This window comes from Leclercia sp. LTM14 (assembly GCF_023736175.1).
In the GTDB taxonomy this organism is placed as follows: Bacteria; Pseudomonadota; Gammaproteobacteria; order Enterobacterales; family Enterobacteriaceae; genus Enterobacter; species Enterobacter barmai.
In genome coordinates this window covers 175,083-200,631 of record NZ_JAIKTT010000003.1, presented here as the reverse complement: position 1 = coordinate 200,631, position 25,549 = coordinate 175,083, and the positions used below count along the sequence as shown (strand labels likewise).

Sequence of the window (25,549 nt, the reverse complement as noted above, 5' to 3'; positions counted from 1 at the left end):
CCAATGGCACGTTATTTCCGTCGTCGCAAGTTCTGCCGTTTCACCGCGGAAGGCGTTCAAGAGATCGACTATAAAGATATCGCAACGCTGAAAAACTACATCACCGAAAGCGGTAAGATTGTCCCAAGCCGTATCACCGGTACTCGTGCAAAATACCAGCGTCAGCTGGCTCGCGCTATCAAACGCGCTCGCTACCTGTCCCTGCTGCCGTACACTGATCGTCATCAGTAATCGGGCACGGTCCATTAATACGACTTTAAGAGGATAAGGTAATGCAAGTTATTCTGCTTGATAAAGTAGCAAACCTGGGCAGCCTGGGTGATCAGGTAAACGTTAAAGCGGGCTACGCTCGTAACTTCCTGGTTCCACAGGGTAAAGCTGTTCCTGCTACCAAGAAAAACGTAGAGTTTTTCGAAGCACGTCGTGCTGAACTGGAAGCCAAACTGGCTGACGTTCTGGCGGCTGCTAACGCTCGCGCTGAAGAAATCAACGCACTGGGCACCGTTACTATCGCGTCTAAATCAGGCGACGAAGGTAAACTGTTCGGTTCCATCGGTACCCGCGATATCGCTGATGCAGTAACTGCAGCTGGCGTTAAAGTGGCTAAGAGCGAAGTTCGTATGCCGAACGGCGTTCTGCGTACCACCGGTGAGCACGAAGTGGACTTCCAGGTTCACAGCGAAGTATTCGCGAAACTGGTTGTTAACGTTGTTGCTGAGTAAGTAATTACTCTTCACCACGTCGAAGCGCCGGCCTTGTGCCGGCGTTTTGCTTTTTAACGCGACCGGCCCCTTTCTTTGTGACTTGTATGGTGGCTATTCCTTGCGCATTCCCTGATAATAAAATGAAACGACATTTTATCTTTGGGATTTGTCATGGACACCGCTCTGCCTGCACCGCTTTTCTCTCGTAAAAACATCGTCTTCGCCAGCGCGACGCTGTGCTGCCTGTTATGGGGTAGCTCCTATCCCGCCATTAAGAGTGGCTATGAACTCTTTCAGATCGCCGCCAACGACATTCCGTCAAAAGTAGTCTTTGCCGGTTATCGCTTTGTTTTTGCAGGCCTGCTGTTGCTGCTGCTTGCCCTGGCTCAGCGCAAGCCGATTGGCCGGCTCAGCCCGCGGCAGTTCGGACAGCTGACGGTCCTTGGCCTGACGCAGACTGCCATTCAGTACACCTTCTTTTATATCGGCCTCGCCTACACAACGGGTGCTAAAGGCTCGATCATGAACGCGACCGCCACCTTCTTCAGCGTTATGCTGGCGCACTTCATCTATCAGAACGACAGGATCAGCTACAACAAGGCCCTCGGGTGTATCCTCGGGTTTGCCGGGGTGATGATCGTGAACTTTAACAGCGGCTTGCAGGACTTCCACTTTGTCTGGAACGGGGACGGTTTTGTGGTGCTGGCGGCGTTTATTCTCTCTGCCGCCACGCTCTACGGTAAACGCATTTCTCAGACGGTCGACCCGATGGTGATGACCGGCTGGCAGCTGGCGATTGGCGGGGTGATGCTGGTGGTGGGCGGTTACATCACCGGCGGAACGCTGGCCGTCCCCAGCTTCAAGGCGGCGGCTATCCTCGGCTATCTGACCCTGCTCTCCTCGGTGGCGTTTGCTCTGTGGAGTTTGCTGCTGAAACATAACCGCGTAAGCATGATCGCCCCATTCAACTTTTTAGTGCCGGTCGCCGGAACCGTGCTCTCGGCCATTTTCCTCGGTGAGAATATCCTCGAGATCAAATATGCCGTGGCGCTGGTGCTGGTCTGCTCAGGGATCTGGTGGGTCAATAAAGAGAGTGGAAAGCAGGCCCGGTAAGCCTTACGCCACCGGGCGAACTGCTATTTAGCGCGGATAAAGCTGCCGTCAGACTGACGGGTAAACAGCACCTGCTGGCCGTTTCCGCTGTCAATGGTCAGCCCGGTTACCACGCCGCTCGCATTCTGGCGGATCTGCACCATCTGGCCGTTTTGCAGATTGCTCAGCGGCTTGCCAGCACCTTCAACCTGCGCCATGGCATAGACATCGGTCGGCGGCAGGTTATGATCGCGGAACAGCTGCGCCAGGGTTTTACCCGGCTCTACCCGATAGGTCCGCCACTGCTGCTCAATACCGGGAGGGGATTGCCGGGACTGGACAGGCGCGGCGGCCTGCTCCTGGGGTTGATCCTCCTGAATCGGCTCCGGCTCAACAGGGGCGATCTGGCCGGGATCGTTAGACGGGGCCACCAGCTGCGTCTGCATCGGCTGTGCGTCGGGCTGCGGCTGCGTCTGCGAACGAATATCCAGTTCGGCATCGCGACGAACCGGCGTCGTCGCGCTGTCGTCCGCGCCGCCTGGCAGCAGAAATCCGACAATCACCATCAACGCACCAATAATAATGCCTCTGCGGTGCAGGGGCGGCAGCGGGTCCATGATGCGAAAGTTATCCGGCGCATGCCAGATTTTCGTCAGGGTAGGTTTTAGTTCAAATGGCCCGGGCATGGCTCTCCTCCTGCTCCGCGTCTTTTTTCCTGTCCCGAGAAGTATAGTTTGCTAACTGCCTGATGAGCGTAACAAAGCCGGCTTCCGTGACACGCATTCGGGAAAAATCCAGATAGTCTCTATTGTTTCCGTTTCGTCGCAATTTGTCATCTTTCCATAAGACAAAGTTTTACCGGATGGAAGGTGGCTGTTATGCTGCCCGCTACTTTAAATGTGATGGAAGGAAATCCCATGACCACCCCGACTTTTGACACAATCGAAGCGCAAGCAAGCTACGGTATTGGTTTGCAGGTAGGACAGCAGCTGAGCGAATCAGGTCTGCAGGGTCTGTTACCTGAAGCGCTGGTGGCGGGTATCGCCGATGCGCTGGAAGGTAAACAACCGGCGGTTCCGGTAGATGTGGTTCACCGCGCGCTGCGTGAAATCCACGAACGTGCTGACTCCGTGCGTCGCGCCCGTTTCGAAGAGATGGCTGCGGCAGGCGAGAAATTCCTCGAAGAGAACCGTGAGCGTGAAGGCGTGAACAGCACCGAAACCGGCCTGCAGTTCCGCGTACTGACTCAGGGTGAAGGCCCAATCCCGGCGCGTACCGACCACGTTCGCGTGCATTACACCGGTAAACTGATCGACGGTACCGTGTTCGACAGCTCCGTTGCCCGCGGCGAACCGGCAGAATTCCCGGTAAATGGCGTGATCCCAGGCTGGATCGAAGCCCTGACCCTGATGCCGGTTGGCTCTAAATGGGAACTGACTATCCCGCAGAACCTGGCCTACGGCGAGCGCGGCGCTGGCGCGTCCATCCCGCCATTCAGCACCCTGGTCTTCGAAGTTGAGCTGCTGGAAATCCTGTAAGCGACCTTCCTCTTCCTCTCCCCGACAGGGGAGGGGAAATCAGTTAAAAAACCTATAGTTACGCGCCAATCAGCAGATTATCTTGCAAAAGGTCACAGTAAGTGTATTTTTGTGAGCTGTTTTGCGTTACTTAAGTGATATGACACTCAGTTTCAACATGTTGTTAACATAATATTTAAATCATAGTATTCATCCCGCCGATTCTTACCTAATATCGATGAGTCCTTAATCGGGGCCGTCGCTTTTCGATGTAATAAAGGGCCAGAAGAGCCTGAACAACACAGGTAGTCACAACAGGAAAACATCACATGGTAGATCAGGTAAAAGTCGTTGCCGACGAAGAGGCACCGTCTGAACAGTCGCTACGGCGCAATCTCACAAACCGTCATATTCAGCTTATCGCCATCGGCGGTGCTATCGGCACCGGGCTGTTTATGGGTTCAGGTAAAACCATTAGCCTTGCCGGTCCGTCGATCATTTTTGTCTATATGATCATCGGCTTCATGCTCTTTTTCGTGATGCGTGCAATGGGAGAGCTGCTGCTCTCGAATCTCGAATACAAATCCTTCAGCGACTTTGCCTCCGACCTGCTCGGGCCGTGGGCGGGTTACTTTACCGGCTGGACCTACTGGTTCTGCTGGGTTGTTACCGGCATGGCCGACGTGGTCGCCATTACGGCCTATGCGCAGTTCTGGTTCCCGGGGCTGTCTGACTGGGTAGCCTCGCTGGCGGTCATCGTCCTGCTGCTGAGCCTTAACCTCGCCACCGTGAAAATGTTCGGTGAAATGGAGTTCTGGTTCGCGATGATCAAAATTGTCGCCATCGTTGGCCTGATCGTGGTCGGCCTGGTGATGGTGATGACGCACTTCACCTCTCCGAGCGGCGTGCAGGCTTCGTTTACCCATCTGTGGAATGACGGCGGCTGGTTCCCGAAAGGGCTGAGCGGCTTCTTCGCCGGCTTCCAGATTGCGGTCTTTGCCTTCGTGGGGATTGAGCTGGTGGGCACCACTGCCGCAGAAACCAAAGATCCTGAGAAGTCGCTGCCACGGGCAATTAACTCCATTCCCGTGCGTATCATCATGTTCTATGTCTTCGCGCTGATCGTCATTATGTCGGTTACGCCGTGGAGCTCCGTCGTCCCTACCAAGAGCCCGTTCGTTGAGCTGTTTGTGCTGGTAGGCCTGCCGGCTGCGGCGAGCCTGATTAACTTCGTGGTGCTGACGTCAGCGGCCTCTTCGGCCAACAGCGGCGTGTTCTCCACCAGCCGTATGCTGTTTGGCCTGGCGCAGGAAGGCGTAGCGCCGAGCGCGTTCGCGAAGCTCTCTAAGCGTGCGGTACCGGCGAAAGGGCTGACCTTCTCCTGTATCTGCCTGCTGGGCGGCGTGGTGATGCTCTACGTGAACCCAAGCGTGATTGGCGCGTTCACCATGATCACCACCGTCTCTGCGATCCTGTTCATGTTCGTCTGGACCATCATCCTGTGCTCGTACCTGGTGTACCGCAAACAGCGTCCGCACCTGCATGAAAAATCGATCTACAAGATGCCGCTTGGCAAGCTGATGTGCTGGGTCTGCATGGCGTTCTTCGTGTTCGTACTGGTCCTGCTGACGCTGGAAGAGGATACCCGTCAGGCGCTGATCGTTACGCCGCTGTGGTTTATCGCGCTGGGGCTGGGCTGGCTGTTTATCGGTAAGAAACGTATGGCAGGTGTAAGGTAAAAGCAAAACGGCAACTTCGGTTGCCGTTTGTAGGCCCGGTAAGCGCTAGCGCCACCGGGCTTTTTTATTCCCCGGCAAGCGCCCGCGGGAACAGCACGTTATTCTCAAGACTAATGTGTTCCATCAGGTCGTCAATCATCTCGTTAATCCCGTTATACATCGCGCGCCAGGTGGTGCAGGCATCCGCAGGCGGGGTCACGTTATGGGTGATGTGCTTAATCACTTCGACCAGTTCACCGGCATCGTCGTGTTCGCTTTCCATCACGCTGATAGGCCCCATCGCCTGGCTACCCATCCCCTGTTTGATCATCGGGAACAGGATCTGCTCCTCTTTCATCATGTGGCTGGAGAGCTCTTCATGCAGCAGGGTCAGGTTTTTCGCCAGGCCGCGCGGAACGGAGGCTTTCTCGGCATGGACACGCTCAACCTTGGTGGCCTGCAGGATCAGCTCCGGCAGCTGTTCGCGATGGCGGTCATGGAAACGCACGATGATGTGGTCGATGATCTCTGCCAGCGCCACGCTGCGCCAGTCTTTTTCCAGCGGCTGCTCGGCCAGTTTTTCCAGTTCAGCTTCGATGAGGTCCAGATCCAGTTCCTTACGCGATGCGGCACGCGCCAGGGTCTGCTTACCGCCGCAGCAGTAATCCATATCGTATTTACGAAACAGCGCGGAAGCGCGTGGGATGGAGAGCGCCAGCTCGCCTAAAGGTTGGTCGCGGAAGGCCATGGTCGTTACCTCATCGTTATTTGATAAGATGTATTTTAAATGCACCTTTAAGGTGAAGATATAACCCTTTAGGAGCAGAGGATTAAAAAGGGGGCAATTCACAAAAGTTTCTTATGATTTAACTTGCTGAATGGATTTGATAATTTCCAAATAATAGGGGTGGTTAGACCACGATTTGTTAAATAACATGCCCTCCCTGCCGATATACCCCTCAGACAATATCCTGCAAAAGAAGACTGAGAATGTTTAAACGTATTAAAGTAATCACCCTGTTAGTCTCGGTGCTGCTGGTGCTGGGGGTGATGCAAATCATCGCGGCGTCGGTATTTATCAATGCCCTGAATAACGATAAGGACAATTTCACCGTCTCCCAGCTCTCAAGCCAGAACGTGGCGGAGTTTACCGACGCGTGGATCAGCCTGAACCAGGCGCGCGTCACCCTTAACCGCGGCATGCTCCGTCTGCAGAGCAGCACGGCGAGCGAAATCAACGGCGGCCAGTTGGGCGAGCTGGTAACGGCGGGCAAAAACCTGCTGGCAGAAGCCCAGGGACACTACGACAAATATTACGCCCTGCCGGAAACGCCGGGTCTGGATGAGAAGCTGGCCGATCGGCTGGAAGAGCAGTACCGCGCTTACCACACCACGCTGACAAAAATGAACGAGCTGCTGGCCCAGGGCAACCTGGACGACATGTTCAGGCAGAATGCCGAGCAGAAGCAGGTGGCAATGCAGGCTGTTTATCGTGAATGGCGTGAAGCCCAGGCGAAGCTGGCCAGCGCAGGCATTACTGACAACGAGAACGACTACCAGCGGATTCTGTGGATCCTGACGGCAATTATGGTGATTGTGGTGGCGGTGATTGTCGCCAGTTGGATCGCCATGCGCAACGTGCTGCTGAAGCCGCTGCACGAGGTGATTGCCCATATTCGCGCCATTGCCGCAGGGGATCTGACCCAGCCCGTTAACGCCGAAGGTCACAATGAAATGGCGATGCTGGCGCATAACGTACACGAGATGCAGAAGGCGCTGGCTAACACCGTGGGCGTGGTTCGCGATGGGGCAGATACCATCTATACCGGTGCCGGTGAGATCTCCGCAGGCAGCAACGACCTCTCTTCCCGTACCGAGCAGCAGGCGGCCTCGCTGGAAGAGACCGCCGCCAGCATGGAACAGCTGACCGCCACCGTGAAGCAGAACGCCGATAACGCCCGTCAGGCGTCACGCCTGGCGCTGGATGCCTCGAGTACCGCGAAGAAAGGCGGGAACGTGGTTGAAGGCGTAGTGCGCACCATGGACGAGATTGCCAACAGCTCCAGTAAAATCGCCCAGATCACCAACGTGATTGACGGTATCGCCTTCCAGACCAACATCCTGGCGCTGAACGCGGCGGTAGAAGCGGCGCGTGCCGGAGAGCAGGGACGCGGGTTTGCGGTGGTGGCTGGGGAAGTGCGTACGCTGGCCCAGCGCAGCGCCCAGGCGGCGAAAGAGATTAAAGGGCTGATCGACGACTCTGGCGCGCGCGTCAGCGCCGGTTCCGCGCTGGTGAACGAAGCCGGGGAGACGATGGCGGAGATCGTCAGCGCCGTCACCCGCGTGACCGACATCATGGGCGAAATCGCTTCCGCTTCGGATGAGCAGAGCCGGGGTATCGATCAGGTCGGTCAGGCGGTGGCCGAGATGGATCGCGTGACCCAGCAGAACGCCTCGCTGGTTGAGGAGTCTGCGGCGGCGGCGGCAGCGCTGGAAGAGCAGGCAGCGCGCCTGAACGAGGCGGTGGCGGTGTTTAAGATTACGAAGAGCCAGACGGCGAAGGTCGCGCCGGTGAAAACCTATACCGCAAAAGCGAAGCCGGTGCTGGCGACGACGGACGCGAACTGGGAAACCTTCTAAAACCTGCCGGGTGGCGGCTTCGCTTACCCGGCTTGGGAAGTGTGCGGCCTGTTGCCCTCACCCCAACCCTCTCCCACCGGGAGAGGGAGCACACATTAAAAACGGCAACCCCAGGGTTGCCGTTTTGCTTTTACCTCGCCGCCGGGCGATACCTACAGCTCCGAAGCCGGAACAACCAGGGGTTTTTCCGGTTTCGCGCTCACCGCAATCACCACGCCCACCACCAGCAACACAATCCCCGTACCGGTTAACAGCGGCGGCAGGCTCTGGCGCATCAGGAAGGTATACAGCAGCCCGGCCAGGGTTTCGAAGACAATCAGCGGCCCTAAAACCACCGTCGGTAATTTCTGGCTGGCAACGTTCCAGCATAGCGCACCCACCCACGAGCAGCACACCGCAATTGCTACCATCAGCCCAAGGAAGACCCACGGGCGCGGCCCCAGCGGAAGCGCAAAGTCCGGCTGCTGCACGTTCAGCCATGCGCAGGCGGCGAGATACCCCACCACCGAGACCGGCAGCGTCACCAGCGCCTGGGCGGTGGCCCACATCATCGGATGCTTGTCGGGGTTTTCCCGCAGCCAGCGGGCGTTACGCAGGGCATACCATGCCCAGCAGACCACCGACACCGACGCCAGCAGGATCCCGGACACGTAGCGCCAGCCGCTGCCCCCGGCCACACCATGACGCAGCTCGGCGATATTCACGCACACCAGCCCCAGCGCAATGGCAAGCAGTCCGGGGACCATCTTCGACCACGGCAGTTTACCGTCGCGCTGGCTGTAGAGCAGATTGGCGAACACCGGGATCACCACCGGCAGGGTGCCAATGATCATCGTCGAGACGGGCGCTCCGGTACGCTGAATGGCGCTCGCCAGGCAGATGTAATAGATCACATTGCCCATCATGGTCAGCGACAGCGCGGTGAGCCAGTCCCGGCCTTTAAGCTGGCGCAACCGCGCCCGGCCCAGCCAGGCGATCGGCAGGGCGATAAGCCCCAGCGCCAGATAGCGTCCCATCGACTGCAACGCCGCCGGGTATTCCGGGACGATCAGCGGACCAACAAAAATCAGCCCCCACATCAACCCTGCAAGCAGGGCATACAACACGCCGCTAATCATTTTTCCATCCATCTTATTTGAACCTGCTGGCAGTGTAGAAAGACAAAAGGGGGGACGTATTGTATGAGATTGCGCATTAGCGCTGCGTTACCTGTTTCTGGTAGCGCACGGGAGTGATGCCGTACCGACGCGTAAACGCCCGGGTCAGGTGCGACTGATCGGTCAGGCCCGTCGCAGCGGCAACTTCTGCCGCAGGCAGTCCCTGGGTGAGAAAGGCTTTGGCGCGCCACAGGCGGATGGCCATCAGCATCTGATGGGGTGTGACGTGAAAATGGGCCTTGAACTGGCGCTGGAAATGGTACGGGCTGAGCGACACCACCTGCGCCAGCTCATCAAGGGTCAGGCAGTGCATATAGTTGTCATGCAGGTAGTCGCGCACCCGCTCGAAGCGATGTGCCCCTTCGTGCAGGACCGGCGCATGGCGCGCCAGCGGTTTAAAGGTATCAATCAGGTCCAGCAGCAAGCCTTTTTGCGCCAGCGGATCGTTGGTATGCCACAGGCCGTAGATCAGCTGACAGATCTGCTGCGAACGGCGGGGATCGTGGCGGGTAACGTCGCTGAACCACCAGTGGCGGATACCCGTCACCTCTTCAAGCAGGTCCGGCTCGAGATAGACCATCCGGTAGCGCCAGCCGTCGGCGGTCTCGGCCTCGCCGGTGTGCAGCTCATCAGGGTTCATGGTGACGACGGAGTGGACCGGGGCGACGTACTGCGTCCCGCGATAGCGAAAGCGTTCGGCACCGGCTTCTATGGCGCCGATCCCGAAGGCCTCGTGGGTATGGGGCTCAAACGCGTAGCGGGAGATATGGGCGTGATACAGTTCGACGCCAGGCACCTGCGCCAGATGGCGAAAGCGCGCGCTGTCTCTCTCATCGAAGAACTGTTCAGGTACGCCTTGCACGGTGAGCCTCCTCGCGGGTCAGACTGTCATTATCAGAGATGACCCGCGGGGATGCCACACTAATTAACTACATTTTAACAATTACAGGATGCCCTTCACGCTCTCAGCAAGCGTTGTGGTCGGGCGACCCAGCAGCGCGCTCAGGGTGCGGCTGTCATCAAACAGACCGCCTTTCGAGGCGCCCACGTCGGAGTCGGCCAGCATATCCGCCAGGCCCGCCGGCAGGCCCACGCCCTTCAGCGCGGCGGCAAAATCGGCTTCGCTCAGGTTCTGATAGACCACGTTTTTACCGCTCTGGCGGCTGAGTTCGGCTGCAAGTTCTCCTAATGTCCACGCGTGGTCGCCCGCCAGCTCATATACTTTACCGGCATGGCCCTCTTCGCTGATGACGCGTGCGGCGGCAGCGGCATAGTCGGCGCGGGTGGCAGAGGCGATTTTGCCTTCGCCGGCGGCACCGATGAACACGCCGTGCTCCAGCGCAGGCGGAGCGCTGGCGAGATAGTTTTCGGTATACCAGCCGTTACGCAGCAAGGCATAAGGAATGCCCGACTCTGCCAGGGCGCGTTCGGTGGCGACATGCTCCACGTGCAGGCCCAGCGGCGAGGTATCGGCATGCAGCAGGCTGGTATAGGCGATGAACTTCACGCCCGCCGCCTTCGCCGCGTTAATCACGTTCTGATGCTGCGGGGCGCGCTGGCCCACTTCGCTGGAGGAGATGAGCAGCAGCTTATCCACCCCTGCGAGCGCACGGGTGAAGGCGGCCTGGTCGGTGTAATCGGCCTGACGCACGGTCACGCCCTGCTGGCTTAACGCCTCAGCCTTTGCCGGGTTGCGTACAATGGCGACCAGCTGGCTGGCCGGAACGGTTTTCAGGAGCTGTTCAATAACGAGTTGGCCAAGCTGGCCGGTAGCGCCGGTGATTGCGATCATGATGATTATCCTTCGTATCGGGTGACTGTTGTGGCACACTATCACTCAAACTAACTTTTAGTAAGTACGCACAAAAAGGTAAGTATCAAATGACGAATCAGACCCTCAGCGAGCAGCTGCGCGACGGCAACCTGTTTGCCGAGCAGTGTCCTTCCCGGGATGTGCTCAAGCATGTGACCAGCCGCTGGGGCGTGCTGATTCTGGTGGCGCTGCGTGATGGAACGCATCGCTTCAGCGATCTGCGTCGCAAGATGGGTGGGGTGAGCGAGAAGATGCTGGCCCAGTCGCTGCAGGCGCTGGAGCAGGATGGCTTTATCAACCGGGTGTCGTATCCGGTGGTGCCCCCGCACGTGGAGTACAGCCTGACCCCTCTGGGGGAAGAGGTGAGCGAGAAGGTGGCGGCGCTGGCCGACTGGATAGAGCTGAACTTACCGCAGGTGATGAGCAACAGGGGGGAGCGGGCGGCGTGATTATATAAAATTGTGCGGCCTGATGCCCTCACCCCAACCCTCTCCTTTGGTCCGAGGGCGCAAACACTAAAAACGGCAACTTGCGTTGCCGTTTTGCTTTTACCTCGCCTTACCCGGCCTACATAAACGACTATTTGCTCAAATCTAACTGATAAATCGCAAATCCGATCTCATCGGTGGCGACCTGCTGCATCGGGTACTGCGCTTTCTCTTTGATAAACGCCGCCGCTTTTTCCGTTGGCGCGGTCTCAAAGCGAACATCCAGCTTCACGTCGCTGTGGATGGGGGCCAGACGCCAGTTGTTGTCCGCTGCCGGATGGATTTCGCCACGCTTCTTCGACTGCTCGCCAATCCACGCCGCCAGCACCGAGCGGTTCTCATCCGGTGAGGCGAAGGCGATATGGCTGTCGCCGGTTCCGGCAAACTTCCCGCCGTAGGCGCGGTAGTTGTTGGTCGCCACCAGGAAGGTCGCTTTCGGGTCGATCGGCTTGCCGTTAAAGGTCAGGTTCTTGATGCGCCCGGCCTGGGCATTCACCACCTGGCACTCGCCGTCATATTTCGCCGGCTGCGACACGTCAATCTGGTACTCCACGCCGTCGATCACGTCGAAGTTATAGGTGCGGAAACCGTCCCAGTTAATCAGCGACTGTGGTTTGCTGCTGTGGGTATCGATCTGGTTGAACTGCCCGGCGGAACACTCCAGCCACTCCTTCACCTCCTGGCCAGTGGCTTTGACCACCACCAGGGTGTTCGGATAGAGATAGAGATCGGCGGCGTTACGGAAGGTCAGCTGGCCTTTCTCCACTTCAACGTAGCTGGCCGGATCGTTTTTACGTCCACCCACCTTAAACGGCGCGGCGGCGGAGAGCACCGGCAGTTTCGCCAGGTCCGGGTCGCCCTGAATATATTTCTCCACGTAGGCTTTCTGCGCCATGTTCACAACCTGTACGGTAGGATCGTCCTGCACCAGTGACAGGTAGCTGTACATGTTGTCGGCGGATTTACCGATCGGTTTGCTGACAAACTCGCGGGTGGCGTCGTGATCGTGCTTCAGCACCTCAACGATTTTTTTATCCTCGCTCACCAGCGCTTTTTTGGCGGCCAGATCGTAAATCGGTCGGGCTTCGGCCTTCGACTGCGTGACCTGCCACTTCCCGGCGTCGTTATTCAGCACCAGATCGACCACCCCAAGGTGATCCCCCCACATGCCCGGCATCACCGCTGGCACGCCGTTCAGGGTTCCTTTCGCAATGTCGGCTCCTTTGATGCTGGCGAAATCTTTGCCCGGGAACACCGCGTGGGCGTGGCCGAAGAGAATGGCGTCCACCCCTTTGACTTCGCTGAGGTAGTAAACCGAGTTTTCCGCCATCGCCTGATATGGGTCGGCAGAGAGACCCGAGTGCGCCACCACCACCACCAGATCGGCGCCTTTCTCGCGCATCTCCGGCACATACTTGCGGGCGGTTTCGGTGATGTCGTTGACCGTCACTTTGCCGCTCAGGTTAGCCTTATCCCAGGTCATGATCTGCGGCGGGACAAAACCGATATAGCCGATCTTCAGGGTCTGCTGTTTGCCATCCTGATCGACGACTGTCGTTTCTTTAATTAAGTAAGGCGTAAACAGCGGCTTGTTGGTCTTAACGTCGATGATATTGGCGTTAACGTACGGGAACTTCGCGCCGGAGAGCGCCATGTGCAGGTAGTCCAGCCCGTAGTTAAACTCGTGGTTGCCGAGGTTACCCACCGCGTAATCCAGGGTGTTCAGCGCTTTATATACCGGATGCACATCGCCCTTTTTTAGCCCCTTCGCCGCCATGTAATCCCCAAGCGGACTACCCTGAATTAAGTCGCCATTATCGACCAGCACGCTGTTTTTCACTTCGCTACGGGCGGCGTTAATCAGGCTTGCGGTGCGCACCAGGCCAAACTTTTCCGTCGGGGCGTCTTTGTAGTAGTCGAAGTCCATCATATTGCTGTGCAGGTCGGTGGTTTCCATTATGCGGAGATCGACCGTCGCCGCCTGTACGCTCGCTGCAATCAGCGTCGCCAGGAGCGTTGCGCTAAACTTAATCATCAGAGGAGTCCTTTTTTAGATCCAGGCCACAAAAGAATATGTATCTATATTTTTTTGCTTACAGAATTGTGAATCCTGCCAGAAAAAAGGGCCCTGAAACCGGAATTGCTTCACAGATAGCGGATTTATTCACAATGCGATATAAATAAAACAAAGAGTTAAACCCACTGTGTTAACAAAGAGGTGGAGAATGTTAGATAAAATTTGTCAGCTCGCACGGGATGCGGGCGATGCCATTATGCAGGTCTACGATGGCAAGATCCCAATGGACACGATCCGTAAAATCGACGACTCCCCGGTCACTGCAGCCGATCTCGCGGCGCACGGGGTGATCCTGCAGGGTCTGCAGGCGTTGACGCCCGATATTCCGGTGCTGTCCGAAGAAGATCCTCAGCCCTGGGACCAGCGCCAGCACTGGCAGCGTTACTGGCTGGTGGATCCGCTGGACGGCACCAAGGAGTTCATCAAACGTAACGGTGAATTCACGGTAAATATTGCTCTGATTGATAAAGGCAAAGCGGTGCTGGGCGTGGTCTATGCCCCGGTGCTGAAGGTGATGTACAGCGCCGCAGAAGGCAAAGCGTGGAAAGAAGAGTGCGGGGTGCGCAAGCAGATCCAGGTGCGTGACGCCCGGCCACCGCTGGTGGTGATCAGCCGCTCGCATTCGGATAATGAGCTGGAGGAGTATCTGCATCAGCTGGGTGAGCACCAGACGACGTCCATCGGCTCATCGCTGAAGTTCTGCCTGGTGGCAGAAGGGCAGGCGCAGCTTTACCCGCGCTTCGGCCCGACCAACGTCTGGGATACGGCGGCAGGCCATGCCGTTGCCGCCGCTGCGGGTGCACACGTTCACGACTGGCAGGGCAAGCCGCTCGACTATACCCCGCGTGAATCTTTCCTCAATCCGGGCTTCCGGGTTTCGCTTTACTGACCGAGCAGCTTGTGCAGCAGGGCAACCACCTGCTGCACCTCTTCCTGGGTCAGGGCGCCATCTTTCGCCCACTGCACGTTACCGTTTTTATCCAGCACCACGACTGCCGAACTCTCTTCTTCCAGCTGCCAGGCGCTACGCGCGGCACCGTTGCTGTCAACAATGAACTGTGACCATGGATAGAGCTTTTTATTGCTCTCGAGGCTGCTGCGCACGAACATGCCGGAGCCCGGGATCGCATCATCGGTGTTCACGACGGTAGTGGTCTGATAAGTATCTTTTGGTAAATGTGCCGCCTTGATCGCTTCAATCAGGGTTGCGTTTTTCTCTTTTGCCGATGTGCGGCCGGCAATATGTAGCACCACTCGCACTTTGCCCACGAGCTGCGCGCTATTCCAGGTTTTGTAGCTAAACTCATTATTGTCGAGGATCAATTCTCCCCGGTCGGCAATGCCCACCGGCGGCACACGTTGTCCCTTCTCAAAATTATGTGCGGAAGCCATCAGTGGCAGCATCAGGCAGGCAGTTGCCAGGATGTTACGTAAGGTCATGGTGTTTTCCTTTTTGTTTTTAGCAGGTGATCCGACCACTTGGTCTGACGTTTTAATCATAAGTGCGATCGCGGCGCTTTACCCGCAATCCCGGTGCCAGAGTGAGGTGAAACGCACATATCTGCACAAAAACGATGGCTTATACTGCCTGAAAGTTACGTTTGCAAAGAATATTCTGATTATTTGTCATCAAAAGGTAAATAAACTTATGCAGACTGGGTATCACCTTTTTTCTCGTCTATAGTCATTGGGCAACAAAATTTGCGCTCCAGAGGGTCGGCCCGATTGTGGTGCCGCAAGAGCGTATGATTCGCAGGAGATAATAGAATGAAAATTTTCCAACGCTACAATCCGCTTCAGGTAGCTAAATACGTAAAAATCCTGTTCCGTGGACGGTTGTATATCAAGGATGTTGGCGCTTTTGAGTTTGATAAGGGCAAAATCCTTGTCCCAAAAGTGAAGGATAAACAGCACTTTTCTGTGATGTCCGAAGTCAACCGTCAGGTTATGCGTCTGCAAACTGAGATGGCTTAACCAACGTGCTATGCAGTAAAAGAAACGGCTCCCGATGGGAGCCGTTGATGTTTCTGGCTTAGGCCGATACGTTCTCTTCGGCGTCCGGCAGTTTCGGTACCAGCACCGTCGGCTTGTTGTCGATGCGGGTCACCAGCAGCTGGTCGATGCGGTAGTTGTCGATATCCACCACCTCGAACTTGTAGCCCGAGAACTTCACCGAGTCGGTGCGTTTCGGGATCTTACGCAGCATGAACATCATAAAGCCGCCAATGGTCTCGTAGTTGCCCGATTGCGGGAACTCGTCGATATCCAGCACGCGCATGACGTCGTCGATAGGCGTGCCGCCGTCCACCAGCCATGAATTCTCATCGCGCGCCACAATCTGCTCTTCCAGACCCTGGCCCACCAGATCGCCCATCAGGGTGGTCATCACGTCATTCAGGGTGATGATACCCACCACCAGCGCGTATTCGTTCATGATCACCGCGAAGTCTTCCCCGGCGGTTTTGAAACTTTCCAGCGCTTCGGAGAGCGTCAGGGTGTCCGGGACAATCAGGGTATTGCGGATCTGCACGCCGCTGTTCAGCGCCAGGCTCTGGTTTGCCAGCACGCGGTTCAGCAGGTCTTTGGAGTCGACATAGCCGATGATGTGGTCGATATCTTCATTACACACCAGGAACTTGGAGTGCGGATGTTCCGCCACCTTGGTCTTCAGGCTCTGCTCGTCTTCGTGCAGATCGAACCAGATCACGTTCTCACGTCCGGTCATGGATGACGGCACGGTACGGGATTCCAGCTCAAACACGTTCTCGATCAGCTCATGCTCCTGCTTACGCAGCACCCCCGCCAGCGCACCGGCTTCGAATACCGCGTAAACGTCATCAGAGGTGATGTCATCTTTACGCACCATCGGCAGCTTAAACAGGCGGAAAATGGTATTGGCCAGGCCGTTAAAGAACCACACCAGCGGGCGGAACACGAACAGACAGAAGCGCATCGGGTTGATGATGCGCAAAGCCACGGCTTCGGGCGCAATCATACCGATGCGTTTCGGGGTCAGGTCGGCAAACAGAATGAACAGGCCCGTCACCAGCGAGAAGGAGAGAATAAAGCTCAGCTGCTCGGAAAGCTCCGGAGAGAAGTACTTTGAGAAAAGGGCGTGGAATACCGGCGAGAAAGCAGCATCACCGACAATACCGCCAAGAATGGCGACCGCGTTGAGGCCGATCTGCACCACGGTAAAGAACATCCCCGGGTTTTCCTGCATTTTCAGGACGCGTTGGGCATTCAGGTCGCCATCATCGGCGAGCAGTTTAAGTTTGATTTTACGGGATGCGGCCAGCGAGATTTCTGAAATTGAGAAAAATGCACTGACGGCAATGAGACAAAGTATTACTAAAATACTGTTTAACATATCTTATCCAGCTTATCGCCGGATCCTCGGAGGGAAGTTGGTCATACAGGTGTGTAGAGATTTTGAACACCGGTCCGAAGCAGTAGGCCGGTTATTTCAGCGGCTAGTATAGCGTAAATGTCTGTAAACCCGCCAGAGATCACTTTTTGAGCCGGTTTTGCTCGTAAACGGGCAAAACGGCTTACTGTTATGCCAGTTGAGGTGGCAGGCAAACGCCGATGCCGCCGATACCGCAGTAGCCGTACGGATTTTTATGCAGATACTGCTGGTGGTCGTCTTCCGCGTAGTAGAACGGCAGCGCGCTGGCGATCTCAGTGGTCACAGGGCGATCGTCACCGGAGGCGTGCATCGCCTGCTGGAAACGCGCCAGGCTGTCGCGGGCGGCGGCATCCTGCTCTGGCGTGAGCGGATAGATCGCCGAGCGGTACTGGGTACCGTGGTCGTTGCCCTGACGCATACCCTGCGCCGGGTCGTGGTTTTCCCAGAACACCTGCAGCAGCTGTTCGTAGCTGACGACGTTCGGGTCATACACCACGCGTACCGCCTCGGCGTGACCGGTCTGGCCGGAGCAGACTTCACGGTAGGTCGGGTTCGGGGTATAACCGCCGGTGTAGCCGGCCGCGGTGCTGTAGACGCCCGGCAGCTGCCAGAACAGGCGCTCGACGCCCCAGAAGCAGCCCATCGCGAACAGGGCGACCGCCATACCGTCCGGAACGTTGGTCATGGAGTGTCCGTTAACCGCGTGCAGGGTGGCGACTGGCATAGGGGTGTTACGTCCCGGTAATGCATCCGCCTGAGCAACAAGGTGTTTTTTATCAAATAAACTCACGGTGTGGCCTCCGGGTAGGTGATGTTTGGGTTAAGGTTGTCACGACGCGTTTAATTGAACACAATAAATGCGGTGAATGAGTCTAGATTTAAACATAAGAAATATTAGGTTGTTTAACCATTTTTCAACCCGTCTATTGGGTTTTGGGCTTAATGCCGTGATTTGCTGCGGAGCGGCACTTCATATGCTTCCAGGGGTGGAAACAAGGATATTCAGGAGAAAACGTGCCAAAAATCCGCCAGTTATGTTTAGTCAGTGTCTTGCTGACAAGCGGAGTCGCCAGCGCGGCGAATGTTCGTTTGCAGGTTGAGGGGCTATCCGGGGCGCTGGAAAAAAACGTACGCGCACAGCTCTCCACGATCCAGAGCGACGAAGTGACGCCAGACCGTCGCTTTCGCGCGCGCGTGGACGACGCCATCCGCGGCGGTTTAAAAGCGCTCGGCTACTACGAACCGACCATCGACTTCGAACTGCGTCCACCTCCGGCCAAAGGGCGGCAGGTGTTGATTGCCCGCGTCAAGCCGGGCGTACCGGTACTGATTGGCGGCACGGACGTGGTGCTGCGCGGCGGCGCGCGCACGGACCATGACTATCTGGATCTGCTGAACACGCGGCCAAAAAACGGCACCGTGCTCAACCACAGCGACTATGACGGCTTCAAAAAAGATCTGACTAAGGTCGCGCTGCGCAAAGGCTACTTCGACAGCCAGTTCAATAAAAGCCAGCTCGGCATCGCCCTCGACAGGCATCAGGCGTTCTGGGATATCGACTACGACAGCGGGGAACGCTACCGCTTTGGCGACGTCACCTTCGAAGGCTCGCAGATCCGCGACGAGTACCTGCAAAGCCTGATCCCCTTTAAAGAGGGGGATTACTATGAATCAAAAGATCTGGCGGAACTGAACCGCCGCCTGTCAGCCACCGGCTGGTTTAATTCGGTGGTCGTGGCGCCGGAGTTTGATAAATCGCGGCAGACAAAAGTGCTGCCGCTGCACGGCGTGGTTTCGCCGCGCACCGAGAACACCATCGAGACCGGGGTGGGCTACTCCACCGACGTCGGCCCGCGCGTAAAAGCGTCGTGGAAAAAACCGTGGATGAACTCCTACGGCCACAGCCTGACCAGCAACCTCAGCCTTTCCGCGCCGGAACAGCAGCTCGATTTCAGCTATAAAATGCCGCTGCTGAAAAACCCGCTTGAGCAATATTACCTGGTGCAGGGCGGCTTTAAGCGCACCGATCTTAACGATACCGAAGCGGACTCCACGACCCTCGCCGTGTCGCGCTACTGGGATCTCTCCAGCGGCTGGCAGCGCGCCATTAACCTGCGCTGGAGTCTCGACCACTTTACCCAGGCCAACGTCACCAACACCACCATGCTGCTCTATCCCGGGGTGATGATCAGCCGGACCCGCTCCCGCGGCGGGCTGATGCCGGACTGGGGCGACTCCCAGCGCTATTCGATAGACTACTCCAATACCGCCTGGGGCTCGGATGTGGATTTCTCCGTGGTACAGGCGCAGAACGTCTGGATCCGCACCTTCTATGACCGCCATCGCTTTGTGGTGCGCGGCAATCTCGGCTGGATCGAAACCGGCGATTTTGAAAAAGTGCCGCCGGATCTGCGCTTCTTCGCCGGGGGCGATCGCAGCATTCGTGGTTATAAATACAAATCCATCGCGCCAAAAGATGACGACGGCAAGCTGATCGGGGCCTCGAAGCTGGCTACCGGCTCGCTGGAGTATCAGTACAACGTCACCGGAAAATGGTGGGGCGCGACCTTTATCGACAGCGGAGAGGCGGTAAGCGATATCCGCCGCAGCGACTTTAAAACCGGCGCGGGCGTCGGGGTGCGCTGGGAGTCACCGGTCGGGCCAATCAAGCTCGATTTCGCCGTGCCGGTGGGCGACAAAGAGGAACACGGTTTGCAGTTCTACATCGGTCTGGGGCCTGAATTATGAGTTTATGGAAGAAAATCAGCCTCGGCGTACTGGTGTTTATCCTGCTGCTGCTGGCTGCGGTGGCTTATCTGGTGGGGACCACCAGCGGCCTGCATCTGCTGTTTAAGGCGGCAGATCGCTGGGTGCCGGGGCTGGAGATCGGCCAGGTCACCGGCGGCTGGCGCGACTTACATCTGAAAAACGTTCGCTACGACCAGCCGGGCGTGGCGGTGAATGCCGGGGATCTGCATCTGGCGGTGAAGCTCGGCTGCCTGCGCGACAGCAGCCTGTGCATTAACGATCTGTCGTTAAAAGATGTATTTGTGACGATAGATTCGAAAAAAATGCCGCAGTCCGAACCGGTCGCCGAAGAGGAGAGCGGCCCGCTGGATCTCTCCACGCCGTACCCGATTGCGCTCTACCGGGTGGCGCTGAATAACGTCAACGTCAAAATCGACGACACCACCGTATCGGTGATGGATTTCACCTCCGGCCTGCGCTGGCAGGAGAAAAACCTGACCTTAACCCCGACCAACCTGCAGGGGCTGCTGATTGCCCTGCCGAAAGTGGCGGAAGTGGCGCAGGAGGAGATCGTCGAGCCAAAAATTCAGAACCCGCAGCCGGAAGAGAAACCGCTCGGCGAAACCCTGAAAGATCTCTTCTCTAAACCGGTCCTGCCGGAGATGACCGACGTCCATCTGCCGCTGAACCTCAATATCGAAGAGTTCAAGGGCGAGCAGCTGCGCCTGACCGGTGACACCGATCTGACGGTCTTCAACATGCTGCTGAAAGTGAGCAGCATCGACGGCAACATGAAGCTCGACGCGCTGGATATCGACACCAACCAGGGCAGCGTCAACGCCACCGGCAATGCACTTCTGAAGGATAACTGGCCGGTCGATATCACCCTCAACAGCACCCTGAACATCGATCCGATTAAAGGCGAGAAGGTGAAGCTGAAGGTTGGCGGCGCCCTGCGCGACCAGTTGGAGTTTGGCGTTAACCTCTCCGGCCCCGTAGACGTTGTGCTGCGCGGCCAGACCCGGCTGGCGGAGGCGGGCCTGCCGCTCAACCTGGAGGTGGTCAGCGAGCAGCTGTACTGGCCGTTTACCGGCGAGAAGCAGTACCAGGCCGATGACGTGAAGCTGAAGCTCACCGGCAAGATGACCGACTACACCCTGTCGTTCCGCACGTCAGTGAAAGGGGAAGGGCTGCCGCCTGCGGGCATTACCCTGGATGCGAAGGGCAACGAGCAGCAGATTAACCTCGATAAGCTGACGGTCGCGGCGCTGGAGGGTAAAACCGAGCTGACGGCGCTGCTCGACTGGCAGAAGGCGATCAGCTGGCGCGGCGAGCTGAAGCTCACCGGGATCAACACCGCCAAAGAGGTGCCGGACTGGCCTTCGAAGCTCGACGGCCTGATTAAGACGCGCGGCAGTCTGTACGGCGGCAGCTGGCAGATGGAGGTGCCGGAGCTGAAAATCACCGGCAACGTCAAGCAGAACAAGGTGGATGTGAACGGCTCGCTGAGGGGCAACAGCTACCTGCAGTGGGTGATCCCGGGCCTGCACGTCGCGCTTGGTCGCAACACCGCCGACATCAAGGGCGAACTGGGGGTGAAAGATCTCGATCTGGACGCCACCATCGACGCGCCGAATCTTGATAATGCCCTGCCTGGACTGGGCGGCACCGCGAAAGGACTGGTTAAGGTGCGCGGTACGGTCGAAGCGCCACAGCTGCTGGCGGATATCACCGCCAACAGCCTGCGCTGGCAGGAGCTCACCATCGCCCGCGTGCGGGTGGACGGCGACGTGAAATCCACCGACCAGATCGCCGGGCATTTGAACCTGCGGGTGGATCGGATTTCCCAGCCGGGCGTTAACCTTGACCAGGTGACGCTGGAGGCCAAAGGCAGCGAGAAGCAGCACGATCTGCAGCTGCGCATTCAGGGTGAACCGGTTTCCGGCCAGCTGCATCTGGCGGGCAGTTTTGACCGCAAAGAGACGCGCTGGAAAGGGACTCTGGATAACACCCGCTTCGCCACCCCGGTGGGGCCGTGGTCGTTAACCCGCTCCATTGCCCTGGATTACCGCAACGCGGAGCAGAAAATCAGCATCGGGCCACACTGCTGGACCAACCCGAACGCCGAGCTGTGCGTGCCTCAGACCATTGACGCGGGCGCAGAAGGACGGGCGGTGGTTAACCTTAACCGCTTCGATCTGGCGATGCTCAAGCCGTTCATGCCGGACACCACCCAGGCGAGCGGCGTCTTCAGCGGCAAGGCGGATGTCTCCTGGGATGCCACCAAACCGGGGCTGCCGGAGGGTAACGTCACGCTCGCCGGGCGTAACGTGAAGGTGACCCAGGTGGTGAACGATGCGCCGCTACCGCTGGCGTTCGATACCCTGAATCTCACCGCCGATCTGCATAACAACCGCGCCGAGCTGGGCTGGCTGATCCGTCTTGCCAACAACGGCCAACTGGACGGCCAGATCCAGGTGACCGATCCGCAGGGACGGCGCAATCTGGGCGGCAACGTTAATATCCGCAATCTCAACCTGGCGATGGCCAACGCCATCTTCTCCCGCGGTGAGAAGGCGGCAGGCATGCTGAATGCCAACTTACGTCTGGCGGGCAGCGCGCAAAGCCCGCAGCTGTTTGGTCAGATGCAGCTGAACGGGGTAGATATCGACGGCAACTTTATGCCGTTCGATATGCTGCCGAGCCAACTGGCGATGAACTTCAACGGCATGAGCTCGACCCTGGCGGGCACCGTACGTACCCAGCAGGGGCAGATCAACCTCAGCGGCGATGCGGACTGGAGCCAGCTTGATAACTGGCGCGCGCGCGTCGCGGCCAAAGGCAGCAAGGTGCGTATCACCGTGCCGCCGATGGTGCGTTTAGACGTCTCGCCGGACGTGGTCTTTGAGGCCACGCCACAGCTGTTCACCCTTGATGGCCGCGTTGATGTGCCGTGGGCGCGTATCGTGGTGCATGAGCTGCCGGAAAGCGCGGTGGGCGTCTCCAGCGATGAGGTGATGCTCAACAACAACCTGCAGCCGGAGGAGCCGCAGAGCGCCTCTATCCCGATCAACAGCAACCTGGTCGTGCACGTGGGTAATAACGTGCGTCTGGATGCGTTTGGGCTGAAGGCAAGGCTGACCGGCGATCTGAAAGTCGCGCAGGATAAGCAGGGTCTGGGCCTGAACGGGCAGATCAACATCCCGGAAGGGCGCTTCCATGCCTACGGCCAGGATTTGATTGTGCGTAAAGGCGAGCTGCTGTTCTCCGGCCCGCCGGACCAGCCGCTGCTGAATATCGAGGCGATCCGTAATCCGGAAGCCACCGAAAATGACGTGATCGCCGGGGTGCGCGTGACCGGCACCGCGGACGAACCGAAAGCGGAAATTTTCTCCGACCCGGCAATGTCCCAGCAGGAAGCGCTCTCATACCTGCTGCGCGGGCAGGGGCTGGACAGCAATCAGAGCGACAGCGCGGCGATGACCTCAATGTTAGTCGGCCTGGGGGTTGCACAAAGTGGTCAGGTTGTGGGTAAAATCGGCGAGACCTTTGGCGTAAGCAACCTGGCGCTGGACACCCAGGGGGTCGGTGACTCCTCTCAGGTGGTGGTCAGCGGTTATGTACTGCCAGGTCTGCAGGTGAAATATGGTGTGGGGATCTTTGACTCGCTGGCGACGCTCACGTTACGCTATCGCCTGATGCCTAAGCTATATCTGGAAGCGGTGTCTGGCGTAGACCAGGCACTCGATTTGCTCTATCAGTTTGAGTTTTAGCAATGCGAATATTTGTCTACGGCAGTTTAAGAACGAAGCAGGGCAACAGCCACTGGATGACCAACGCCCAGTTGCTGGGTGATTACAGTATCGAAAACTACCAGCTGTACAGCCTGGGCCACTATCCAGGCGCCGTTCCGGGGGAAGGAGCAGTACAGGGTGAGGTTTATCGTATTGATAATGCCACGCTGGCCGAACTTGATGCCTTGCGCACCAAAGGCGGGGAATACGCTCGCCGGTTGATCCAGACGCCCTACGGCAGTGCATGGATGTACGTGTACCAACGTTCGGTGGAAGGTTTAACGCTGATTGAAAGCGGTAACTGGTTAGACAGAGACCAGTACTGATACGAATAACGCCACCTTCGGGTGGCGTTGTTTTTTGTGCGGCGGCGCTTCGCTTGCACGGGCCTACGGGTTGGTAGGCCCGTGCAAGCGAAGCGCCACCCGGCAACCGACGGGCACAAAAAAGCCCCGGCTCGCGGGGCTTTATTAGCAGCAGTAAGAATTACTTCTTAGCGCGCTCGAAGGAGGCAATGATTTCAGCTTTAGCCGCTTCTGCATTGTCCCAGCCTTCCACTTTCACCCATTTGCCTTTCTCGAGATCTTTATAGTGCTCGAAGAAGTGGGCGATCTGCGCTTTCAGCAGTTCTGGCAGGTCGTTCACATCTTTGATGTGATCGTACTCTTTGCTCAGCTTGGTGTGCGGTACCGCAACCAGTTTCGCATCTTCACCGGCTTCGTCGGTCATTTTCAGCACGCCAACTGGACGGCAGCGAATGACGGAGCCCGGCTGCAGTGGGTACGGCGTTGGGACCAGAACGTCTACCGGGTCACCGTCCAGAGACAGGGTGTGGTTGATGTAACCGTAGTTGCACGGATAGAACATCGCGGTAGACATGAAACGGTCAACGAACAGTGCGCCGGTGTCTTTGTCGATTTCGTATTTGATAGGATCAGCGTTCGCCGGGATTTCGATAACTACGTAGATGTCTTCCGGCAGTTCTTTACCCGCTGGGACGTTGAGTAAGCTCATGTCTGTGTCCTTTAAAATGATTGGTAATCAAGTGGCGAGTATTATAGCCAACTGGCGCGGAATGTCTCCGCCTGTTTTCGCCATTCCCTTCACCTGAAGGCCACTATCAGCCCATTCTCATGACAAGATAATCCATAAACTCAGCCGCTTTTTTCATGGGTGAGTGAAAGCGATTACAAACTTGTGATTAACGTTTTATTCACTTTTCCGAAGTGTGATGTAACACACTCCGTTACATCTCGCATTGTCTATAGTTTGGTCGCAGAACATCTTTTACCCAACAATAAACTACCCTACGAGGACGCACTTATGTGGAAGCGCTTACTTCTTGTCACAGCAGTTTCGGCAGCCATGTCGTCTATGGCGATGGCCGCCCCTTTAACCGTAGGATTTGCGCAGGTCGGCTCAGAGTCCGGCTGGCGCGCCGCTGAGACCAACGTCGCGAAGAGCGAGGCCGAAAAACGCGGTATCACGCTGAAAATCGCCGATGGTCAGCAAAAACAGGAAAACCAGATCAAAGCGGTACGCTCTTTTATCGCCCAGGGCGTTGACGCCATCTTCATTGCCCCGGTCGTGGCGACAGGCTGGGAACCCGTTCTGAAAGAAGCGAAAGATGCGGAAATTCCGGTCTTCCTGCTCGATCGTTCCATCGATGTAAAAGACAAATCTCTCTATATGACCACCGTCACCGCCGACAACGTGCTGGAAGGCAAATTGATCGGTGAGTGGCTGGTGAAACAGGTGGATGGCAAGCCGTGTAACGTGGTTGAGCTGCAGGGCACCGTCGGCGCCAGCGTGGCTATCGACCGTAAGAAAGGCTTTGCCGACGCCATCTCCAAAGCGTCAAACATCAAAATCATCCGCTCCCAGTCCGGCGACTTTACCCGCAGTAAAGGTAAAGAGGTTATGGAAAGCTTTATCAAAGCTGAGAACAACGGCAAGAACATCTGCATGGTTTACGCCCATAACGACGACATGGTGATCGGTGCCATCCAGGCCATTAAAGAAGCGGGCCTGAAGCCGGGTACCGACATCCTGACCGGCTCCATCGACGGCGTTCCGGATATCTATAAAGCGATGATCGACAAAGAGGCCAACGCCAGCGTTGAGCTGACGCCAAACATGGCAGGCCCGGCCTTCGACGCGCTGGAGAAATTCAAGAAAGACGGCACCATGCCGGAGAAAGTCACCATCACCAAATCCACGCTCTATCTGCCTGATACGGCTAAAGAAGAGTTAGAGAAAAAGAAAAATATGGGCTACTGATCGCTTGCCCCTCACCCCGCCCTCTCCCCAGAGGGGAGAGGGAGAAAGGCAGGGCGGAGCTGGAAATTAACAATTGGCACGATCAATCCCCTCTCCCCTCCGGGGAGAGGGT

Annotated in this window: 23 protein-coding genes; 13 read left to right on the top strand and 10 right to left on the bottom strand. The window is 57.2% G+C overall.

Going from position 1 to position 25,549, the window contains the following annotated elements; genetic code table 11:
* The first annotated feature begins 3 nt into the window (after positions 1-3).
* From rpsR to K5I40_RS09825, 3 genes are all read left to right on the top strand, one after another.
* The gene (gene rpsR, locus K5I40_RS09835; RefSeq protein ID WP_000135199.1) at positions 4-231 is read left to right on the top strand and encodes a 30S ribosomal protein S18; all 228 of its coding nucleotides are present in this window, start codon (positions 4-6) and stop codon (positions 229-231) included.
* A 41-nt stretch (positions 232-272) separates the two neighbouring features.
* Entirely contained in the window at positions 273-722 is a 450-nt protein-coding gene (gene rplI, locus K5I40_RS09830; RefSeq protein ID WP_032616202.1) for a 50S ribosomal protein L9, read from the top strand.
* A gap of 153 nt (positions 723-875) precedes the next feature.
* On the top strand, positions 876-1,817 hold the full coding sequence (locus K5I40_RS09825; protein ID WP_039028463.1) for a DMT family transporter: 942 nt from the start codon (positions 876-878) through the stop codon (positions 1,815-1,817).
* Between the two features lie 23 nt (positions 1,818-1,840).
* Here the strand turns inward: K5I40_RS09825 and K5I40_RS09820 are convergent, their stop codons facing one another.
* Positions 1,841-2,482, bottom strand: a complete 642-nt coding sequence (locus K5I40_RS09820; RefSeq protein ID WP_039028464.1) for an OapA family protein — start codon at positions 2,480-2,482, stop codon at positions 1,841-1,843.
* A gap of 231 nt (positions 2,483-2,713) precedes the next feature.
* On the opposite strand from K5I40_RS09820, the gene fklB reads away from it, so the two are divergent.
* Positions 2,714-3,334, top strand: a complete 621-nt coding sequence (gene fklB / locus K5I40_RS09815) for an FKBP-type peptidyl-prolyl cis-trans isomerase (protein ID WP_039028465.1) — start codon at positions 2,714-2,716, stop codon at positions 3,332-3,334.
* 308 nt (positions 3,335-3,642) lie between these two features.
* Complete coding sequence (cycA, locus tag K5I40_RS09810) at positions 3,643-5,052, top strand: D-serine/D-alanine/glycine transporter (RefSeq protein WP_039028466.1); 1,410 nt, start codon at positions 3,643-3,645, stop codon at positions 5,050-5,052.
* Between the two features lie 64 nt (positions 5,053-5,116).
* Here the strand turns inward: cycA and ytfE are convergent, their stop codons facing one another.
* Positions 5,117-5,779, bottom strand: coding sequence for an iron-sulfur cluster repair protein YtfE (gene ytfE, locus K5I40_RS09805; protein WP_039028487.1), 663 nt, complete (start codon positions 5,777-5,779; stop codon positions 5,117-5,119).
* A 242-nt stretch (positions 5,780-6,021) separates the two neighbouring features.
* Here ytfE and K5I40_RS09800 point away from each other — a divergent pair, with 242 nt between their 5' ends.
* Positions 6,022-7,671, top strand: a complete 1,650-nt coding sequence (locus K5I40_RS09800; protein WP_223074457.1) for a methyl-accepting chemotaxis protein — start codon at positions 6,022-6,024, stop codon at positions 7,669-7,671.
* A gap of 152 nt (positions 7,672-7,823) precedes the next feature.
* Here the strand turns inward: K5I40_RS09800 and K5I40_RS09795 are convergent, their stop codons facing one another.
* The 3 genes from K5I40_RS09795 to K5I40_RS09785 all read right to left on the bottom strand — a co-directional run bounded on the left by K5I40_RS09795 (position 7,824) and on the right by K5I40_RS09785 (position 10,620).
* Entirely contained in the window at positions 7,824-8,789 is a 966-nt protein-coding gene (locus tag K5I40_RS09795) for a DMT family transporter (RefSeq protein WP_223074524.1), read from the bottom strand.
* A gap of 76 nt (positions 8,790-8,865) precedes the next feature.
* A complete protein-coding gene (locus K5I40_RS09790) occupies positions 8,866-9,690 on the bottom strand; it encodes an AraC family transcriptional regulator (protein WP_223074456.1) in 825 nt (274 codons plus the stop codon).
* An 81-nt stretch (positions 9,691-9,771) separates the two neighbouring features.
* Entirely contained in the window at positions 9,772-10,620 is an 849-nt protein-coding gene (locus K5I40_RS09785; RefSeq protein WP_223074455.1) for an SDR family oxidoreductase, read from the bottom strand.
* A gap of 89 nt (positions 10,621-10,709) precedes the next feature.
* Between K5I40_RS09785 and K5I40_RS09780 the strand changes: the two genes are divergently transcribed.
* Entirely contained in the window at positions 10,710-11,090 is a 381-nt protein-coding gene (locus tag K5I40_RS09780) for a helix-turn-helix domain-containing protein (RefSeq protein WP_039028470.1), read from the top strand.
* A gap of 130 nt (positions 11,091-11,220) precedes the next feature.
* On the opposite strand, the gene K5I40_RS09775 is transcribed toward K5I40_RS09780, so the two are convergent.
* Positions 11,221-13,164, bottom strand: coding sequence for a bifunctional 2',3'-cyclic-nucleotide 2'-phosphodiesterase/3'-nucleotidase (locus K5I40_RS09775; protein WP_223074454.1), 1,944 nt, complete (start codon positions 13,162-13,164; stop codon positions 11,221-11,223).
* A gap of 190 nt (positions 13,165-13,354) precedes the next feature.
* Here K5I40_RS09775 and cysQ point away from each other — a divergent pair, with 190 nt between their 5' ends.
* Positions 13,355-14,095 carry a 3'(2'),5'-bisphosphate nucleotidase CysQ gene (gene cysQ, locus K5I40_RS09770; RefSeq protein WP_223074453.1) on the top strand — a complete coding sequence of 247 codons (741 nt, stop codon included), beginning with the start codon at positions 13,355-13,357 and terminating at the stop codon, positions 14,093-14,095.
* Here the strand turns inward: cysQ and K5I40_RS09765 are convergent.
* Positions 14,089-14,646, bottom strand: a complete 558-nt coding sequence (locus K5I40_RS09765; protein ID WP_039028473.1) for a YtfJ family protein — start codon at positions 14,644-14,646, stop codon at positions 14,089-14,091. The genes cysQ and K5I40_RS09765 overlap by 7 nt on opposite strands.
* Before the next feature lie 327 nt (positions 14,647-14,973).
* On the opposite strand from K5I40_RS09765, the gene K5I40_RS09760 reads away from it, so the two are divergent.
* Positions 14,974-15,180, top strand: coding sequence for a DUF1107 domain-containing protein (locus tag K5I40_RS09760; protein WP_032616223.1), 207 nt, complete (start codon positions 14,974-14,976; stop codon positions 15,178-15,180).
* A 58-nt stretch (positions 15,181-15,238) separates the two neighbouring features.
* Here K5I40_RS09760 and K5I40_RS09755 read toward each other — a convergent pair whose 3' ends face one another.
* Both K5I40_RS09755 and msrA read right to left on the bottom strand, forming a co-directional pair.
* Positions 15,239-16,576, bottom strand: a complete 1,338-nt coding sequence (locus tag K5I40_RS09755; protein ID WP_039028475.1) for a hemolysin family protein — start codon at positions 16,574-16,576, stop codon at positions 15,239-15,241.
* 187 nt (positions 16,577-16,763) lie between these two features.
* A complete protein-coding gene (gene msrA / locus K5I40_RS09750; RefSeq protein WP_039028476.1) occupies positions 16,764-17,405 on the bottom strand; it encodes a peptide-methionine (S)-S-oxide reductase MsrA in 642 nt (213 codons plus the stop codon).
* Between the two features lie 224 nt (positions 17,406-17,629).
* Between msrA and tamA the strand changes: the two genes are divergently transcribed.
* The 3 genes from tamA to K5I40_RS09735 are packed head-to-tail and all read left to right on the top strand — an operon-like array spanning position 17,630 to position 23,483.
* Positions 17,630-19,363, top strand: a complete 1,734-nt coding sequence (gene tamA / locus K5I40_RS09745) for an autotransporter assembly complex protein TamA (protein ID WP_138370102.1) — start codon at positions 17,630-17,632, stop codon at positions 19,361-19,363.
* Positions 19,360-23,136 carry an autotransporter assembly complex protein TamB gene (gene tamB, locus K5I40_RS09740; protein ID WP_223074452.1) on the top strand — a complete coding sequence of 1,259 codons (3,777 nt, stop codon included), beginning with the start codon at positions 19,360-19,362 and terminating at the stop codon, positions 23,134-23,136. The genes tamA and tamB overlap by 4 nt, the downstream gene beginning before the upstream one ends.
* Positions 23,137-23,138: 2 nt before the next feature.
* A complete protein-coding gene (locus K5I40_RS09735) occupies positions 23,139-23,483 on the top strand; it encodes a gamma-glutamylcyclotransferase (protein ID WP_039028479.1) in 345 nt (114 codons plus the stop codon).
* Positions 23,484-23,643: 160 nt separating this feature from the next.
* On the opposite strand, the gene ppa is transcribed toward K5I40_RS09735, so the two are convergent.
* Positions 23,644-24,171 (bottom strand): inorganic diphosphatase, encoded by a 528-nt coding sequence (ppa, locus tag K5I40_RS09730; protein ID WP_032616230.1) that lies wholly within the window; start codon positions 24,169-24,171, stop codon positions 23,644-23,646.
* 309 nt (positions 24,172-24,480) lie between these two features.
* On the opposite strand from ppa, the gene ytfQ reads away from it, so the two are divergent.
* Positions 24,481-25,437 (top strand): galactofuranose ABC transporter substrate-binding protein YtfQ, encoded by a 957-nt coding sequence (gene ytfQ / locus K5I40_RS09725; RefSeq protein ID WP_032616231.1) that lies wholly within the window; start codon positions 24,481-24,483, stop codon positions 25,435-25,437.
* Positions 25,438-25,549 lie beyond the last annotated feature (112 nt).